Below are 15,340 nucleotides of genomic sequence, written 5' to 3' on the forward strand. Positions count from 1 at the left end.
TATGGCATTAGAAATTACAGACAGCAACTTCGAAGAGGTTGTGTTAAAATCAGATAAACCAGTGCTTATCGATTTTTGGGCTGAATGGTGTGGTCCATGTCGTATGGTTGGTCCATTAGTGGACGAGATTGCTACTGAATACGAAGGAAAAGCAGTAGTAGGTAAAGTAAATGTGGATAATAACCCGGATATTTCCGTACGTTACGGAATCCGTAATATCCCTGCATTATTGTTCTTCAAGAACGGTGAGATTGTTGACAAACAAATCGGTGCAGTACCTAAATCAGTTCTAGCAGAGAAATTAGACAAACAATTATAATCATTATCATTGTTTTGATGCATAGAAAAGGGGATCCAAACGATCCCCTTTTTTATTACAGTTCCTAACGCTGAACCCATTGATATCTTAGTCCCAAATTGGCCCATCTCGTAGGCATAGGTACAGCCCCCACTTCAATGTACTTTTCATCAAAGATATTCTGTATATCTGCAAAAATTGAAATATTCTTCTTGGCGTATGCTAATCTCAAATCCGAAACAAAGTAGGAGTTTGACGAGCTGCGTTCAAGCCATCGATTTGCCGACGTAATAGACCAACCTCTGAAGGCGTAACTCAGCGTTGCCTGCACTTGATGCTTCAAGCTCTCAATTCCATATTTTATTATGGTATTCTTATAATCGTTGATGATGGATGGGTTTAAATAGGTGTATGCTAGGTTAAACATCATATGCTGATCTGTTGCAATTGCTGTTTTATAGCCTAGGTTGGAATAAATACCATGTGTTTTATTATTGCCTAAGTTCTGCGCTTGATAGGGTACATCGATACTCGCTCTTTGCCAGTCGATAAATCGGCTGATATCTCGATAGAAGTATCCTGTTTGAAATGTGAACTTATTGCGGCTGTATTGCAGACCAATCTCATTCTGCCAAGCGGACTCGCTTTTCAGATCAGCGTTTCCGATGTTTCCGGGACGCTGATTGAGATATAAATCCGTAAAGGTTGGAATTCGCTGGCTGGTTCCGCTGTTCACAGTTAGGCGCAGATTCTCCGTTGCTTGGAAGCCGATGTCAATACCCGGGAATACTTCCCAATTATAATCGCTATTGTAGTTTAAATAGGCGCCGACATTGATATCAAACCTATCGAATTTCGTTGTTCTAAATTCCGTAAAGAATCCATAATTCTCCCTGCTGTGCTTGCCGATATTGGAACTGCTGATATCTTCAAATCGCGCCTCAGCTCCGATTCCTAAATCGCCTAAAGATGTTTGGTAGCGCGCGTGCAATTCCGTACTTAAGGTCTGGGTATAATGCTTGCTGCGGCCTTTGCTCAGATCGTTGCGAAAATATCGGTAATCGTCTTCATTATAACGATGGCTGATCCGAGGACTTAGATACCATTTATTTAATTGATGATGTGATGAAATACTTGAGATCACAGTCTCTACCAGTTCCTCAGACTCCTTATCGCCGGGTGCTGCATAATATCCACTAGCACCAAATTCGTTATTGATATATCCGGCCATCATCTGAATCCGATGATCGGGGGCAATGTTGATCTGATTTTGATAGTACAGTTTTTCATTGTCGGCAGCACTGTTATAACGCTGCCCGTTGCTATGCTCTTTCCCAAAATAGAGTTGATGTTGATGTGCCTTTCTGACAATAGATCCGCCAACTTGGATGCCATTCGCGTAGTAGATACCATCTTTTCCAGCTTCCTCTTCAACTTTCTTGAAGGAACTGCCGCCATTGACCTGCACGAACACACTGTTGGCTTCGGCTTGTTTCGTTACGATATTAACTGCGCCTGTTAGTCCATTGATTCCGTAAATACGCGATACGGGGCCTCTCAATACTTCAATTCGCTGAATTTCGGATAGTGGAACCGGCAAGTTGAGCATATGGTGTCCGGTCTGTGGATCCGACAGTTTAACGCCATTAATTAATATTAGAGTTTGATCGAAGCTGCCTCCGTCGATTCCGATATCGGCCTGCGTGCCGAAGGGGCCCCGCTGGCGAATATCAACGCCCGCTGCATAGCGCAATACTTCGTTGATGCTTGTGCTAGGCAAGGCCTGGATTTCCTCCAGACTGATGATTTGGATATTTCTATTGCGTTGATCAAAAGGAATTAATAGTCTGTTCTCTTGAATAATGACTTCTTTTAATTGGGTTGTGTCATTCTGTTGGGCTAATAAGAAGTTTGGTGCAATACTAAAGAATAGTAAAAGTCTCTTCGATAACATAGAAAAAAAATTTCTCAAAGGTAAATAAAAACTGGGTATCGCAAAGCGTTAATGCCACTCTTCTCGGCCTTTCGGCATAAGTCGCTGATACGGAATGGGATCCTTGTTCTCTGGAACAAAGGCTTCCAGTTTGCTCAAGTTAGGCTGTCCCGCGTCAATCCATGCCGAATACCAGAGCGACGCGGTCGCATGTATCGCCTTACGTATTCTCCGCTCGACCATACCATTCATGGCTCGATGATACCGTTCGCAAAACTCATCACTATAGTTCAACATTAACCGATTATTCCTTAAGACATAGCTTGTCCGGTGCTGTAGAGGAATACTATTGCTCACTTTCCGCTCTAATTCAAAAACGGAATCTAACAGCGCATGACTTTCATGTACGGCATTCCAAGCGAATTCGACCACATTATCAATATAGATGGGTTTTCCAACATAAAGCTGATAGGAGTCCATAAAATGTTCTGGCAAACGTGTCTCCCAAAGGGCGTGTATTCCAACTTGCCCACTTAGTTGTCCATTATAATTGCTTGTGGTATGCAGCGGGACGTGTGCATCGGAGGCATAATGCCCCAAATCCGCCGCATGTCGAATAATAGCATGCGTATTTTTCTGATGGAAAGCTTTTAGAAGCTTTCTGTAAGTCAAATCGATTTGCCAGGGGATAATCCCTCGCTTTAGTAGATCGTGCTGTTGAAGCCGTTTATTTAGTTTGAACCAGGGTAACTCTAATGAGTCAGACAAATCTTCATACCGATCCAAGTCAATAAAGTGTCGGGTCGATTCTGCACTGTCTATATATACCCGCTTGTCGGCGTTGATGGATTTTTCAGTGATGGCATAGCGGTGTTTTTTGAAGAATGGCGCCAGGTCTGCGGGCAGAGAATACGTAGCATGCTTATTTATAGTACGATGCGCAAAAAAGCCCCAGGATTGCAAGGACGTCGCGAAAAGAATTAATAGAACTGCTGGAAATAGCATTTTCATTGTTCGAACATCTAGCTATCGAAATATAACGATGTTTAATAAAAGAATAATGAATTTAATGATAAGTTATTAATCGTTTTTCGTTACTTTGAGGTTCAATCAAGCTGTAGATGAAAATTTTGTATGCTGTACAGGGTACAGGAAATGGACATTTAACAAGGGCAATTGACGTTATTCCCTGCCTGCAAGCCCACGGACAAGTGGATGTCTTGGTAAGTGGTATCCAAGCGGATATTCAACTACCTTTCGAAGTCAAATATCGATACCATGGTTTAAGCTTTATCTTCGGTAAATCCGGGGGAGTCGATTTATGGAAGACTTTTATGGCGTCGACGGTTCGTAAATTTGTCAAAGAGGTCAATTCAGTTCCGGTTGAGGACTATGACTTGGTGATTAATGATTTCGAGCCGATTTCAGCTTGGAGCTGTTATTTCAAGGAAAAGCCCTGCATTGGACTTAGCCATCAAATTGGCGCATTCGATCCGGCAAGCCCGAAGCCCGAAGAAACCGATATGTTAGGAAAGTTCATTATGAAAAATTATGCGCCTTCTAGCCATTCCTACGGCTTTCATTTCAAATCCTATGCTAGCCATATCTTTACGCCGGTGATCCGACAATCGGTACGGCAATTGGATCCGGTCGATAATGGACATTATACCGTCTATTTGCCTTCTTACGATGATGCTCATTTGATCAAACAATTGACACGTTTTCCTGATATTAAGTGGGAAGTGTATTCTAAGCATAATAAAAGACCTTTCAAGCAAAAAAATGTTTCTATAAACCCCATCAATAGCGATGCTTTTGTGCAAAGTATGGCGAGTGCATCGGGTATTTTATGTGGTGCAGGCTTTGAAACCCCGGCCGAAGCCTTATATTTGGGTAAGAAATTATTGGTTATACCTATGAAGAACCAATATGAGCAGCATTTGAATGCCGCCTCATTAGAGGAAATCGGCGTTCCGGTCATCAAGTCTTTAAAGAAGAAATACGAGTATGATATGGAGGCATGGCTAAATGCCAAGTCTAGAGTTACTGTCGATTACCCAGACTGTACTGCTGATATTGTGGAGAAGATCATAAAAAAACACAGCTAAGAATGAGATTAATACTTGGATTTTTATCCATCTGTTTCGCACTAAACAGTTCCGCACAATCTTTAAAAACTGCAAATGATTCATTGAGCTATGCTTTGGGCTTGGATGTCGGCAGGAATTTAAAACAACTGGATTTCAATATCAATCAAGACGTGTTGGCAAAAGCGATAAAGCAAGCACTAGAAAAAAAGGATCAACGATTTACGGAGTCTCAAACAAATGATATTATACGATCTGGTCTTAATCGAATTGCTGAGGAAAAGATTGCTAAAACCAAAGCGGCTTCACAAGCATATTTAGATCAGAACAAAAAGAAGCCCGGCGTCATTACGACCGAGGAGGGCTTGCAATATCAGGTCATTCAAGAAGGAACCGGCTTACATCCCAAACCAAATGATATGGTTGTTGTTCATTATAAAGGGACACTTGTGGATGGTACTGTTTTCGATAATAGCTATGAACGCAAGGAACCCTTGGATATTGAGATTGGCAGAACGATACCCGGTTGGATTATCGGAATTCCAACGATGAAAGTAGGAGGGAAGACTCGTTTCGTCATTCCTTATGATTTGGGTTATGGTGAACGCAGTAGCGGACCTATTCCTGCTTACAGCACTTTAATATTCGAAGTTGAATTATTAAAAATTATAAGCGAGGAACCTCATGAATCAATCTAATCTTAGGCATACCGACATACAAATTCCGGAACTATCCTTAGGTGCTATGTCTTTGGATTTCAAAGACAAGAAATTGGCCAGTACTATATTGGATCAGGCACTCGAGCTTGGCATCAACTATATAGATACGGCGGACATGTATGACAAGGGCGAGAATGAGAAGTTGATTGGAGAGATTACCAAGAAGAACCGTTCCGCTTGGACTATTGCGTCGAAGGTCGGCAATAAATGGCGCGCGGATGGATCAGGTTGGGATTGGGCTCCTTCGAAATCGTATATATTGGGTGCTGTTGAAGTGAGCCTTCGCAATCTGCAGACAGATTACATTGATAACTACCAATTACATGGCGGGACCATTGACGATCCTTTTGACGAAATTGTTGAAGCTTTTGAGCTCTTGAAAGAACAAGGGAAGATTAAAGCCTACGGCATATCTTCCATACGCCCCAATGTATTTTTAAAATATGCGGAGGATACAAACATATCCTCGAACTTGATGCAGTATTCTTTGTTGGATAGACGTCCTGAGGAGTATTTAAATCGCTTAAATGAAGCGCAAGTTGCAGTTTTTGTGCGTGGTGCTTTGGCGCAAGGCCTGTTGATCGACAAACCAGTTAAGAAATATTTGGAGTTTACTGCAGCGGAGGTGAAAGCAGCACAAGATGGGGTAAATGCATTAGCAAAGGAATTAGCCGTGCCGGCATTAGCTATTGCACTTAAGTATCCATTGTTGCAAGAGGCGGTGAAGAGTGTCGTGGTAGGGATTCGTACCGAGGCACAGTTCTCAGAATTGAAAGAAGCAATACCTGCTATGGATAAGCTTACCCTTTCAAACTATGAGCGTCTTTTGAATTTATTGCCTACCATCCGATATACAGATCATAGGCAATAAGCTCTACACATTAAAATATTTTCTTTTTATAGCTTCTAAATCTTCCGGGGTATCAATCGCATCATTGACGTGGTGAGATATTGCCGTTTGGATTTTATATCCATTGTCTATCCAGCGGAGTTGTTCTAGTGATTCAATACGCTCAAGGTTTGATACTGGAAGCTTCGTAAGTTCTTTTAAAACATTTGCGCGATAGCCATAGATACCAATATGGTTGAAATATTCCGCGTCGCTCAGCCAGTTCTTTATCTCTTTCCCACGGAAATAGGGAATAGGCTGTCTGGAAAAGTAAATTGCTTCGTTTTTCTTGTTCAAAACAACCTTGGGTTTATTGACGTTTTCCAAATCAGCAAATTCTGTTATTTTTCGAATTAATGTGGCAATCTGAACATCCTGATCTGCAAAGCATGACACCAATAAGTCGATTTGCTGCGGGTCGATGAATGGCTCATCACCCTGAATGTTGATTACTGTGTCGAAACCTGAGATGTTTTGTATCACTTCGGCACAGCGGTCAGTTCCGGACTGATGATCCCTACTCGTCATGACGACATTACCTGCGAAGCTTTTCACATGGTCATATATACGCTGGTCATCTGTTGCGACCACCACTTCACTTAGACTGCCTGCATGATTAACTTGATTATAAACTCGTTCAATCATGGTCATTCCAGCAATATCCACTAATGGTTTCCCCGGGAATCGGGTGGAATCGTAGCGTGCTGGTATTACTCCAATAACTTTCATACCCAAAAATAGATATTAGATATTGTATTTTTAAAAACATACCCGGTTTTCTTTTTCAGAAAAAAAGCCAGAACGATGGTTCTGGCTTTTATGTTTATTTCTTAAGATGTAGTTAGGCGTTTTTGTTAAAACAGTCCAAACAATTCCGCTTCGATTTTTTGGATTATTTTACCTAGATCTTCCTGGTTATTGGCGAAGTCTAAGTTGTCTTTATCCAACACCAAAAGTTTTCCTTCTTTGTAGTTTCCGATCCACTTTTCGTATTTATCGTTCAGTTTCGATAGATAGTCAAGGCGGATGCCCGATTCGTAGTCTCTACCGCGTTTTTGGATATTGTTTACTAGGGTAGGGACAGAAGCTTTCAAATAAACCAACAAATCCGGTGGTTTGATGTAATGGATGATGGATTGGAAAATGTCGCTATAGTTTTCAAAGTCTCTAGCACTCATCAATCCCATATCGTATAAGTTCTCTGCGAAGATATACGCATCTTCATATATCGTTCTATCCTGGATCATGTTGATCTGGCGATTTTGAAGATCCACGATATGACGGAATCTGCTATTTAAGAAGAAGATCTGTAGGTTGAAGGCCCAGCGTTTCATGTCGCTGTAAAAGTCTTCCAGATAAGGGTTATTTTCTACCGCTTCGTATTGAGGTTCGAAGTTTAAGTGTTTGGCAAGTTTTTCTGTTAAAGTAGTTTTACCGGCACCAATATTTCCAACAATTGCTATATGCATAATTTCTATTAAAACAGTTTTTTAAGACCTATGATTTCACGAACTTCTTTGATGGTTTTTTGCGCACTTGCAGCTGCTTTTTCAGCACCTAGCTTAACCACTTTTTTAATGTACTCATCGTCCTGACCAATGCTTTCGATTCTTGAACGGACGTCTGCCGTTGCCAACACCATGTCTTCGGCTAATTGCTTTTTGAAGTCGCCGTAACGGATTTCGCATTTGTTGTACAATTCATCGAAATGCTCTACCGTGTCAGCTGTGGATACAACTTTCATTAGATCAAAGAGGTTTTGAACCGCTTCTGGTTTTGTTTGGTTCAACTCGGTAGGACCATTGTCCGTCACTGCGCGCATAATCTTTTTACGGATTGCTTGTTCCGTATCGGATAAATAGATACAGTCTGCATCGCCGTTTGATTTACCCATTTTCCCTTGACCCGATAAGCCCGGTACTTTGACCAACTTGTCGGTATAAGCAAAAGCAAAGGCTTCTTGGAAATAATCAACATTGTAAAGTCTGTTGAAACGATTACCAAAAGTTCTCGTCATTTCCAAGTGCTGCTCCTGGTCTTTTCCAACCGGAACTTTAACACCATGATGGATTAATATATCACAAGCCATCAACACTGGATAGGTCAATAAGCCAGCATTTACGTTATTTGGATTTGCGCGAACCTTGTCTTTGAAAGATGTCGCTCTTTCTAGCTCACCAAGGTAAGCGTTCATATTCATGTATAAATAAAGCTCTGCTACTTCAGGTACGTCTGATTGTACATAAATGGTAGATTTTTCAGGGTCTAACCCTGCAGCTAAATATTCAACCACTACGTTGCGGACCATGCTATTTAAGTCTTGTGGCGTAGGGTGAGTCGTCAAAGAGTGTAAGTCGGCAATAAAAAAGAAACAGTTATATTCATCCTGCATCTTCACAAAATTGCTCAGCGCTCCATAGTAATTTCCTAAGTGTAATTTTCCGGTACTTCTAATACCACTAACAACAGTTTCCATATGGGTGCAAAGTTACGGAAAAAAATGCTAGTTTTTCTTAGGCGTTATCGCAGAAAAAGCAGTGATATCAACTTTTATGTTCAGTTTTTCGCTATGGATTTAGCGCATTGATTAGTAGATGTGTGGGTTTTCCAGGAGATCACAAACATAACCTAGAACCTCCGCTTCCGAGGCCCCGTCTTCAAGCATCGAGAAGGTGAGGTAGGCGGCGTATATCTCCGGACTAAATACAATATGTTTGTCGGAGATAATAGTGTCAATAATCCCTTCGCGTACATCAATCCCTAGATGATCTAGTTCGTTGTGTAAGTTGGTGGAAATAGACTCGTGATCTTCACCCGATGCAAACCCTACGATGATGTGTAGAACGAGTTTGTCGAAGAGTTCGGGCTGCATATTTTTAAACTTATTCGCATAGAGCTCCGCGTCGAAACGACTTTTTGCACTTGAGACAATTTTGTCCCAAATTAGATATTCTGTTTTCGTTTGCATGGTTTGAAGTTTATAAATTGTTAAGGTAAATCTAATTAATATTCTGTTAATTTCCAACCATTAACGGTTGTATTTCTTACTAAATAATATAAAACAATACATGGTATTTGGGGGTTCTATTCTTAGTATTCAATGAAAAAACAAAACATGATGGAAGAGAAAAAGAATAAAAAGAATGTTGAAGGGGAGAACGCAGATTTCGAACCAAGGGATTTGGCGTATAACGAAGAAGATGCGAGCTATGAATTGGATGTAAACGACAAGGACCCGGATTGGGATCATCCGGCAAATTACGATACGCTAAGCGAGGGTGCTGAGAATGATGATTCGACTTACGATTCGTCCAACCCTTATGTTGGAGATGAATATGCAGATTTAGACGAGCTTCGGGAGGATAATCTGGAAGATAATAATATGCGGATCACGGATGCTTCGAATTTGCGGGTATCGAAAAAGGATGAGGAATTGGCGAGAGATGAAGAGGATAACCGAGATGATCTGGACGCCGAGGGATATCCGAAGAACGATATGGAATAATCTAATTTTCGTACTTCTTTATTGCAGGATTGGCTTTTTAAAGGCTATATTTATTGCAAAGAAGATTAATCAGGATGCATATAGATTTAAAAGGTAAGACGGCTTTGGTTGGCGGCGCTTCAGCTGGTATTGGAAAAGCCATTGCGCAGGAACTCGCGAAATGCGGAGCTACTGTTTTTATTATGGCTAGGAATGAAGAAAAGCTTAAGCGGGTCGTTGCTGAGCTGGATAAAAAGGAAGGACAAGCGCATGGCTATGTAGTTTCGGATTTTATGAACTACGAGCAGCATAAAATAACCATTGCTGGCTTTTTTAAATCACATCAGATTGATATTCTGGTTAATAATACAAACGGTCCGGCGGCAGGCACTGTACTGTCTAAAGAGGAGGAAGATTATCAGAGCGCTTTCGAGCTCTTGTTTCAAACCGCGGTTTATACCAGTAATCTTGCTTTACAGCACATGAAGCAGCAGGGATATGGAAGGATTATTAATGTTTCTTCCATGACGGTGAAAGAGCCACAAGATAGCTTGGTGCTGTCTAATACGATGCGCACAGCCTTGGTCAGTTGGAGCAAGTCTTTAGCGAATGCGGTAGGGAAGGATGGTATTACAGTGAATTCGGTATTGACGGGTTATTTTGCGACCGATAGGCTTTATAGCTTGATGGAAAAACAGGCCGAGCAAGAAGGGCTTGATATTGCGGTTATCGAGAAGCGCAGAAGGGATAGCATTCCTGTGAAGCGATTAGGGAAGCCCGAGGAGTATGGGTATTTGGTTGCATTCTTAGCTTCGCCCTATGCTTCTTTCCTAACGGGTGCTTCCATTCCACTAGATGGAGGTATTTCTAACTTAGTATTCTAAAACACAATTGGAAGCTTATTCGGCTTCCAATTGTTCTTTATATTTTCTTTTATGTTCTTCGACTTCAGGTTCCATCTCCGGATATTGTATATCCTGATAGGTCGATAAGACTTCATAAATAATCTGCGCGACAAGAAACCGGCTCACAGGTTTGCTGTCTGACGGGATGATATACCATGGCGCATCTTTTTTACTGGTGTTTCTGATCGCGTCTTCATAACATTCCATGTATTTGTCCCATAATTTTCTTTCCTCTAAGTCGCCGGGAGAAAACTTCCAATTCTTTTCTTCTTCTTCCAATCGGCTTAAGAGCCTGTCTTTCTGCTCATCCTTGCTCAGGTTGAGGAAGAACTTAAATACGATGGTCCCATTTTCTACAATGCGTTTCTCGAAGTTGTTGATCTGTTCGAATCGCATTTTCCAGAAGTCCTTTGGAAGATCTTTCGGATTGTTGATGTGGGGGATTCGTTCGTTTAATAGATATTCGGGATGCACTCTGGTGACCAGTACATTTTCATAGTGCGTTCTGTTGAACACCACGAATTTCCCTTTCTCCGGAAGCTTGATCTCGTGACGCCATAAATAGTCGTGTTCCAATTCTTGTGAATTCGGCGTCTTGAAACTCTCCACGACAACCCCACGAACGTTAAAGTCTTTAAAAACCTCCCTAATCAGCGAGTCTTTTCCTGAGGTATCCATTCCCTGCAAGCAAATCAGCACGCTGTATTTATCGTGGGCATACATTTTATCCTGTAACTCGGCTATTTTCTTGCGAAGTTTTTTTAGTTCCGCTTTAGCATCGTCAGGATTGATTTCATCACGAATATCGGTGGGGTGTTCTTTTATTTTGAAGCTGCTTTTCGCAGTCAATAGCTTCGAATAGTTCGTCATAGTTTATAGTTTAATCTTAGCAATTTACTAAATATTATGTTTCATTTACTTGCAGAGATAACGATTGTTAAGGAGGTTTTGTTTTGTATTTGACTCAATTTAGTCAAATATCAAATTATGACTTATTTTAATCATATTTTGAATTATGACTTATTTTAATCATATTTGAGATTATGACTTATATGAGTCATAATTTGATATTTGATTAAATTTGGTCATATGATGGATTTGCTTATCTTTAGGCAATTAAAGCCTTGATAGCATCTACCAGCGATAAACGAAATAATTATGAAATTTCATTTAGTAATTACTGGCGACATTATTCATTCTCGCAAATATGATAGTAGCGAATGGCTTCCGCAATTGGAAAAAGCCCTCAAACGCTATAGTACAGATTTTGATGTGTTCCGAGGCGACAGCTTCCAGGCGGAGCTTCCTCTGTCCAATCTGTTTTCGAGCATATTTTACCTAAAGTCTGTTATTCGACAGAAAGAGGGAATGGATGTTCGTATGGGAATCGGCGTAGGAGAGATCAGCTACCGTGATTCAAGCATCAAAAAGACTAGCGGCGAGGCTTTTGTGAATTCGGGCAAAGCGTTGGACTCATTGAACAAAGAAAGCCTAGCTTTTATCTCGCCATGGGATGATTTGAACGAACAAATGAATTTGATCTTAACCTTAAGTACGCGATTGGTAGATCAGTGGACTGCAAACATGGCGGAAGCCGTGCAGATGGTAATGGATCATCCTGATAAAAGTCAGTTGGAAATTACGCAGTTGCTGAAGCGAACGCATCAGAGCCAAGTGAGCCGAGAGCTCAATAAAGCAAATTACACAAAACTGGATCAAGTGATCCAATACTGCACCAAACAACTCGCAAGCTATGTTGACAAGTCTGCTTAAGATGTTTATTGCCCATCTGATTGGGGATTTTGTTTTGCAACCTAAGTCCTGGGTACAGAAGCGGAACGCGCATATACAATACTTATTTTATCATGTTGCGGTGCATGGCGCCCTGTTATTGCTGTTTTTTCTCAACGATTTAGCTAACAATTGGCAGAACATCGTGTTCCTATTAGCATCACATCTAGCGATTGACAGCATTAAAATTGGGATAGAAAACCGTTGGAAAGTAAATCCAATTCGACTGTTTGTCATCGATCAAATCCTCCATATCGCAAGTATTGTCGCTATCTACTTCTATTGGACGCCTTCTGCCTGGACAGAGCTAATGGAACAGATAAATTGGAATAAGTTGTGGCTATTGCTGATTGCCCTAATCCTAATTGTATTTGCTATTCCCATCGTTATCCGGGTGTTCTTTAGCAAATGGCAAAAGGAAGCTGATTTTAATAGTAAGCGCAGCGAGACCTTATTCGATGCCGGCACGGTTATCGGTGTCATGGAGCGATTAATGATCCTGGGCTTTGTATTGTTAGGATTGAATGAAGGTATTGGATTTCTACTGGCTGCAAAATCAATCTTCCGTTTTGGAGATCTAACGAACGCACGCGACACCAAGTTTACAGAATACGTGATGATCGGTACACTGCTTAGTTTCGGACTGGGAATGCTGGTTGCATTCGGGCTGAAGTACTGCCTCACACTCGTATAAATATAACCATACATGAAGAACATCTATCAAATTACAAAGAAAGTTGCCTTTGCCTGCGTAGGCTTAATTATCAGTAGCCAAGTCTTCGCACAATCTGCGGGCTTCGAACAAAAATTAAAAGACGTAGCGAATAAATATGAAGCCGTTGGATTAGCGGTCGTGGTCGTGAAAGACGGCAAATCGGTATACAACCATGCGCTGGGCTATAAGAATCTGGAGAATAAAGAGGCTTTGACGACAGACAACCTATTCCGTATCGCTTCTATCTCCAAGTCTTTCAGCGCCACAGCGATTATGCAATTAGTAGAACAAGGGCGTATCTCCTTGTCCGATGATTTTAGTGATTTGGTGGGCTTCAAAGTTAGAAATCCAAAATATCCAGACACAAAGATTACGTTGGAAATGGTCTTGTCGCACCGCTCCAGTATTAATGATAGCAACGGATATTTCGAACTCGATGTCATTAATCCGGATAAGAATCCCAACTGGGCGAAGTCTTACAATGATTATAAACCGGGAACAGATTACGAATACTGTAACTTGAATTTTAATATGGTAGGAGCGGTTCTCGAACGCCTGAGCAATGTTCGCTTTGATAATTACATCAAGCAACAGATCTTAAGTCCTTTGGGTTTGAATGCGGGCTATTGTATAGATTCATTGGATCGCTCAAGATTTGCGACACTATATGTTAAAGAGGATGGAGCTTTTAAAGCTCAGCCTTCTGCTTATAATCCAAGGTCCGAAGAGGTTCGGAATTACAGCATGGGAGTTTCTACGCCTGTATTTTCGCCAACCGGAGGGATGAAAATTTCTGCAAATGATCTAGCCAAGTATATGACGATGCATATGAATTACGGCCAAGCTGGCGGGGTAAAAATTATCAGCAAGAAAAGCTCGAAGCGTATGCAGAAGGGCTTATCTGCAAAAGAACATTATGGTCTGGCGCTTTTAGAAACCGATAAACTTATTCCAGGCGAACATATGATTGGGCATACAGGTTCTGCATATGGCTTATACAGCAATATGTTTTTTGAACCAAAGAAGAAATTTGGGTTTATTGTGATAACGAATGGCTGCATCCCTACGCAGGATAGAGATGAGGATATTATGTTGTCTAAAGACGTTATCCGTTTGTTATACAGTGAATTCGTGAAAAAATAAGTAAACTTGAAGCAGGTTTTCGCAACTAATCGCAAGGATATCCCTTTAACGATGTGCTTTAAAAAAGAAAGTAGAGGGATGTTTCCTTGAAAATTTAACTACTTTTGTAACTAATTATTCAACTTTGAAAGATTAAATAAAGATGATTATTCAACCAAGAACAAGAGGATTTATTTGTTTGACAGCGCATCCTGAAGGTGCTGCACAACATATTAAAAATCAAATCGAGTATGTAAAATCTAAAGGCAAGATTGCTGATGGTCCTAAAAAGGTATTAGTAATCGGTGCTTCTACGGGATTTGGTATTGCCTCTCGTATATCTGCTGCCTTTGGCTCTGATGCTGCAACCATTGGTGTATTTTTTGAAAAACCAGCATCTGAGGGTAAACTAGGTACTGCAGGTTGGTATAACTCCGCTGCTTTTGAAAAAGAAGCACATGCTGCCGGATTATACGCAAAGAGTATCAATGGTGATGCTTTCTCGGACGAGATCAAACAGCAAACTATTGAGTTAATTAAAAAGGATTTAGGACAAGTTGATCTTGTCGTTTACTCATTGGCATCTCCACGTCGTACGCATCCTAAAACAGGTGTGGCACATGCATCAGTATTGAAACCTATCGATCAGCCATTTACAGATAAAACAGTTGACTTCCATACGGGCGTCGTTTCTGATATTACGATCAATCCGGTTGAGAATCCAGAAGATATCGACAATACAGTCGCTGTGATGGGTGGTGAAGACTGGAAGTTCTGGATTGAAGAATTAAAGGCTGCAGGCGTTTTAGCAGAAGGCGTGAAGACTGTAGCATACTCGTACATCGGCCCTGAGATTACTTATCCGATTTATCGTAATGGTACAATCGGCCGCGCTAAAGATAATTTGGAAGCTACGGTTCCTGTTTTGAACGAGATTTTGAAAGACCTACATGGTGTTTCTTATGTTTCAGTAAACAAGGCCTTGGTAACTCAGTCAAGCTCTGCAATTCCTGTCGTTCCTTTGTATATTTCGTTATTATACAAAGTAATGAAGGAAAAAGGAATTCACGAAGGGACGATAGAACAAATGCAACGTTTGTTTGCGGAGCGTTTGTACAACGGTTCAGATTTGCAATTAGATGATAAAGGAAGAATTCGTGTAGACGATTTAGAGATGCGTGAAGATGTTCAAAAAGAGGTTGCGGCCTTATGGGGACAGGCGACTACAGAGAACTTAGAAGAGATTTCTGATATTGCTGGATACCGCAATGACTTCTTCCAATTATTTGGATTCAATTTCGATGAAATTGATTACGAAAAAGACACAAACGAAGTAGTTAATATTCCGAGCATCGGATAGGCTAGACTTTTTCACAAAATATAACAAAGCGTCAGTT

At 40.9% G+C, this 15,340-nt stretch carries 17 protein-coding genes; 10 read left to right on the top strand and 7 right to left on the bottom strand.

Annotated features, from left to right (window positions below; all coding sequences use genetic code 11):
- The first annotated feature begins 1 nt into the window (after window position 1).
- Window positions 2–319 carry a thioredoxin gene (trxA, locus tag QYC40_RS05715; RefSeq protein ID WP_149526244.1) on the top strand — a complete coding sequence of 106 codons (318 nt, stop codon included), beginning with the start codon at window positions 2–4 and terminating at the stop codon, window positions 317–319.
- Window positions 320–383: 64 nt separating this feature from the next.
- Here trxA and QYC40_RS05720 read toward each other — a convergent pair whose 3' ends face one another.
- Both QYC40_RS05720 and QYC40_RS05725 read right to left on the bottom strand, forming a co-directional pair.
- Complete coding sequence (locus QYC40_RS05720) at window positions 384–2,252, bottom strand: TonB-dependent siderophore receptor (protein WP_301992910.1); 1,869 nt, start codon at window positions 2,250–2,252, stop codon at window positions 384–386.
- Between the two features lie 48 nt (window positions 2,253–2,300).
- Window positions 2,301–3,242: a zinc dependent phospholipase C family protein gene (locus QYC40_RS05725; RefSeq protein ID WP_301992911.1), complete on the bottom strand. Its 942-nt coding sequence runs from the start codon at window positions 3,240–3,242 to the stop codon at window positions 2,301–2,303.
- A gap of 110 nt (window positions 3,243–3,352) precedes the next feature.
- Between QYC40_RS05725 and QYC40_RS05730 the strand changes: the two genes are divergently transcribed.
- Genes QYC40_RS05730 through QYC40_RS05740 form a run of 3 tightly spaced genes read left to right on the top strand, consistent with a single transcriptional unit; the run spans window position 3,353 to window position 5,908 of the window.
- Entirely contained in the window at window positions 3,353–4,339 is a 987-nt protein-coding gene (locus tag QYC40_RS05730) for a glycosyltransferase family protein (protein ID WP_301992912.1), read from the top strand.
- Window positions 4,340–4,341: 2 nt separating this feature from the next.
- Window positions 4,342–5,016, top strand: coding sequence for an FKBP-type peptidyl-prolyl cis-trans isomerase (locus QYC40_RS05735; RefSeq protein ID WP_301992913.1), 675 nt, complete (start codon window positions 4,342–4,344; stop codon window positions 5,014–5,016).
- Window positions 5,003–5,908 (top strand): aldo/keto reductase, encoded by a 906-nt coding sequence (locus QYC40_RS05740; protein WP_301992915.1) that lies wholly within the window; start codon window positions 5,003–5,005, stop codon window positions 5,906–5,908. The genes QYC40_RS05735 and QYC40_RS05740 overlap by 14 nt, the downstream gene beginning before the upstream one ends.
- A gap of 3 nt (window positions 5,909–5,911) precedes the next feature.
- On the opposite strand, the gene kdsB is transcribed toward QYC40_RS05740, so the two are convergent.
- The 4 genes from kdsB to QYC40_RS05760 all read right to left on the bottom strand — a co-directional run bounded on the left by kdsB (window position 5,912) and on the right by QYC40_RS05760 (window position 8,894).
- A complete protein-coding gene (kdsB, locus tag QYC40_RS05745) occupies window positions 5,912–6,655 on the bottom strand; it encodes a 3-deoxy-manno-octulosonate cytidylyltransferase (protein WP_301992916.1) in 744 nt (247 codons plus the stop codon).
- 125 nt (window positions 6,656–6,780) lie between these two features.
- Entirely contained in the window at window positions 6,781–7,395 is a 615-nt protein-coding gene (locus QYC40_RS05750) for a deoxynucleoside kinase (protein WP_149526237.1), read from the bottom strand.
- An 8-nt stretch (window positions 7,396–7,403) separates the two neighbouring features.
- On the bottom strand, window positions 7,404–8,402 hold the full coding sequence (trpS, locus tag QYC40_RS05755) for a tryptophan--tRNA ligase (RefSeq protein ID WP_301992917.1): 999 nt from the start codon (window positions 8,400–8,402) through the stop codon (window positions 7,404–7,406).
- A 111-nt stretch (window positions 8,403–8,513) separates the two neighbouring features.
- Window positions 8,514–8,894 carry a hypothetical protein gene (locus tag QYC40_RS05760; RefSeq protein ID WP_149526235.1) on the bottom strand — a complete coding sequence of 127 codons (381 nt, stop codon included), beginning with the start codon at window positions 8,892–8,894 and terminating at the stop codon, window positions 8,514–8,516.
- Between the two features lie 132 nt (window positions 8,895–9,026).
- Between QYC40_RS05760 and QYC40_RS05765 the strand changes: the two genes are divergently transcribed.
- Complete coding sequence (locus tag QYC40_RS05765; RefSeq protein ID WP_301992918.1) at window positions 9,027–9,431, top strand: hypothetical protein; 405 nt, start codon at window positions 9,027–9,029, stop codon at window positions 9,429–9,431.
- Window positions 9,432–9,505: 74 nt separating this feature from the next.
- Entirely contained in the window at window positions 9,506–10,294 is a 789-nt protein-coding gene (locus QYC40_RS05770; protein ID WP_301992919.1) for an SDR family oxidoreductase, read from the top strand.
- A 15-nt stretch (window positions 10,295–10,309) separates the two neighbouring features.
- On the opposite strand, the gene QYC40_RS05775 is transcribed toward QYC40_RS05770, so the two are convergent.
- Entirely contained in the window at window positions 10,310–11,185 is an 876-nt protein-coding gene (locus QYC40_RS05775; RefSeq protein WP_301992920.1) for a PPK2 family polyphosphate kinase, read from the bottom strand.
- Between the two features lie 288 nt (window positions 11,186–11,473).
- On the opposite strand from QYC40_RS05775, the gene QYC40_RS05780 reads away from it, so the two are divergent.
- The 4 genes from QYC40_RS05780 to fabV all read left to right on the top strand — a co-directional run bounded on the left by QYC40_RS05780 (window position 11,474) and on the right by fabV (window position 15,303).
- Window positions 11,474–12,088, top strand: coding sequence for a hypothetical protein (locus QYC40_RS05780; protein WP_301992922.1), 615 nt, complete (start codon window positions 11,474–11,476; stop codon window positions 12,086–12,088).
- Window positions 12,069–12,800, top strand: coding sequence for a DUF3307 domain-containing protein (locus tag QYC40_RS05785; RefSeq protein ID WP_301992923.1), 732 nt, complete (start codon window positions 12,069–12,071; stop codon window positions 12,798–12,800). Before QYC40_RS05780 ends, QYC40_RS05785 begins: the two co-directional genes overlap by 20 nt.
- Before the next feature lie 12 nt (window positions 12,801–12,812).
- Window positions 12,813–13,964: a serine hydrolase gene (locus tag QYC40_RS05790; protein ID WP_301992924.1), complete on the top strand. Its 1,152-nt coding sequence runs from the start codon at window positions 12,813–12,815 to the stop codon at window positions 13,962–13,964.
- A gap of 142 nt (window positions 13,965–14,106) precedes the next feature.
- Complete coding sequence (gene fabV, locus QYC40_RS05795; protein WP_301992926.1) at window positions 14,107–15,303, top strand: enoyl-ACP reductase FabV; 1,197 nt, start codon at window positions 14,107–14,109, stop codon at window positions 15,301–15,303.
- The last annotated feature ends 37 nt before the right edge of the window (window positions 15,304–15,340 follow it).

The sequence above is a fragment of the Sphingobacterium sp. BN32 genome, from assembly GCF_030503615.1.
Lineage (GTDB): Bacteria > Bacteroidota > Bacteroidia > Sphingobacteriales > Sphingobacteriaceae > Sphingobacterium.

Coding starts and splice junctions, on each gene's coding strand:
- QYC40_RS05730 (WP_301992912.1), top strand. CDS start 3,353: ATGAAAATTTTGTATGCTGTACAGGGTACAGGAAATGGACATTTAACA.
- trxA (WP_149526244.1), top strand. CDS start 2: ATGGCATTAGAAATTACAGACAGCAACTTCGAAGAGGTTGTGTTAAAA.
- QYC40_RS05735 (WP_301992913.1), top strand. CDS start 4,342: ATGAGATTAATACTTGGATTTTTATCCATCTGTTTCGCACTAAACAGT.
- fabV (WP_301992926.1), top strand. CDS start 14,107: ATGATTATTCAACCAAGAACAAGAGGATTTATTTGTTTGACAGCGCAT.
- QYC40_RS05725 (WP_301992911.1), bottom strand. CDS start 3,242: ATGAAAATGCTATTTCCAGCAGTTCTATTAATTCTTTTCGCGACGTCC.
- QYC40_RS05775 (WP_301992920.1), bottom strand. CDS start 11,185: ATGACGAACTATTCGAAGCTATTGACTGCGAAAAGCAGCTTCAAAATA.
- QYC40_RS05720 (WP_301992910.1), bottom strand. CDS start 2,252: ATGTTATCGAAGAGACTTTTACTATTCTTTAGTATTGCACCAAACTTC.
- QYC40_RS05785 (WP_301992923.1), top strand. CDS start 12,069: ATGTTGACAAGTCTGCTTAAGATGTTTATTGCCCATCTGATTGGGGAT.
- QYC40_RS05790 (WP_301992924.1), top strand. CDS start 12,813: ATGAAGAACATCTATCAAATTACAAAGAAAGTTGCCTTTGCCTGCGTA.
- QYC40_RS05760 (WP_149526235.1), bottom strand. CDS start 8,894: ATGCAAACGAAAACAGAATATCTAATTTGGGACAAAATTGTCTCAAGT.
- QYC40_RS05780 (WP_301992922.1), top strand. CDS start 11,474: ATGAAATTTCATTTAGTAATTACTGGCGACATTATTCATTCTCGCAAA.
- QYC40_RS05770 (WP_301992919.1), top strand. CDS start 9,506: ATGCATATAGATTTAAAAGGTAAGACGGCTTTGGTTGGCGGCGCTTCA.
- QYC40_RS05740 (WP_301992915.1), top strand. CDS start 5,003: ATGAATCAATCTAATCTTAGGCATACCGACATACAAATTCCGGAACTA.
- QYC40_RS05750 (WP_149526237.1), bottom strand. CDS start 7,395: ATGCATATAGCAATTGTTGGAAATATTGGTGCCGGTAAAACTACTTTA.
- QYC40_RS05765 (WP_301992918.1), top strand. CDS start 9,027: ATGAAAAAACAAAACATGATGGAAGAGAAAAAGAATAAAAAGAATGTT.
- trpS (WP_301992917.1), bottom strand. CDS start 8,402: ATGGAAACTGTTGTTAGTGGTATTAGAAGTACCGGAAAATTACACTTA.
- kdsB (WP_301992916.1), bottom strand. CDS start 6,655: ATGAAAGTTATTGGAGTAATACCAGCACGCTACGATTCCACCCGATTC.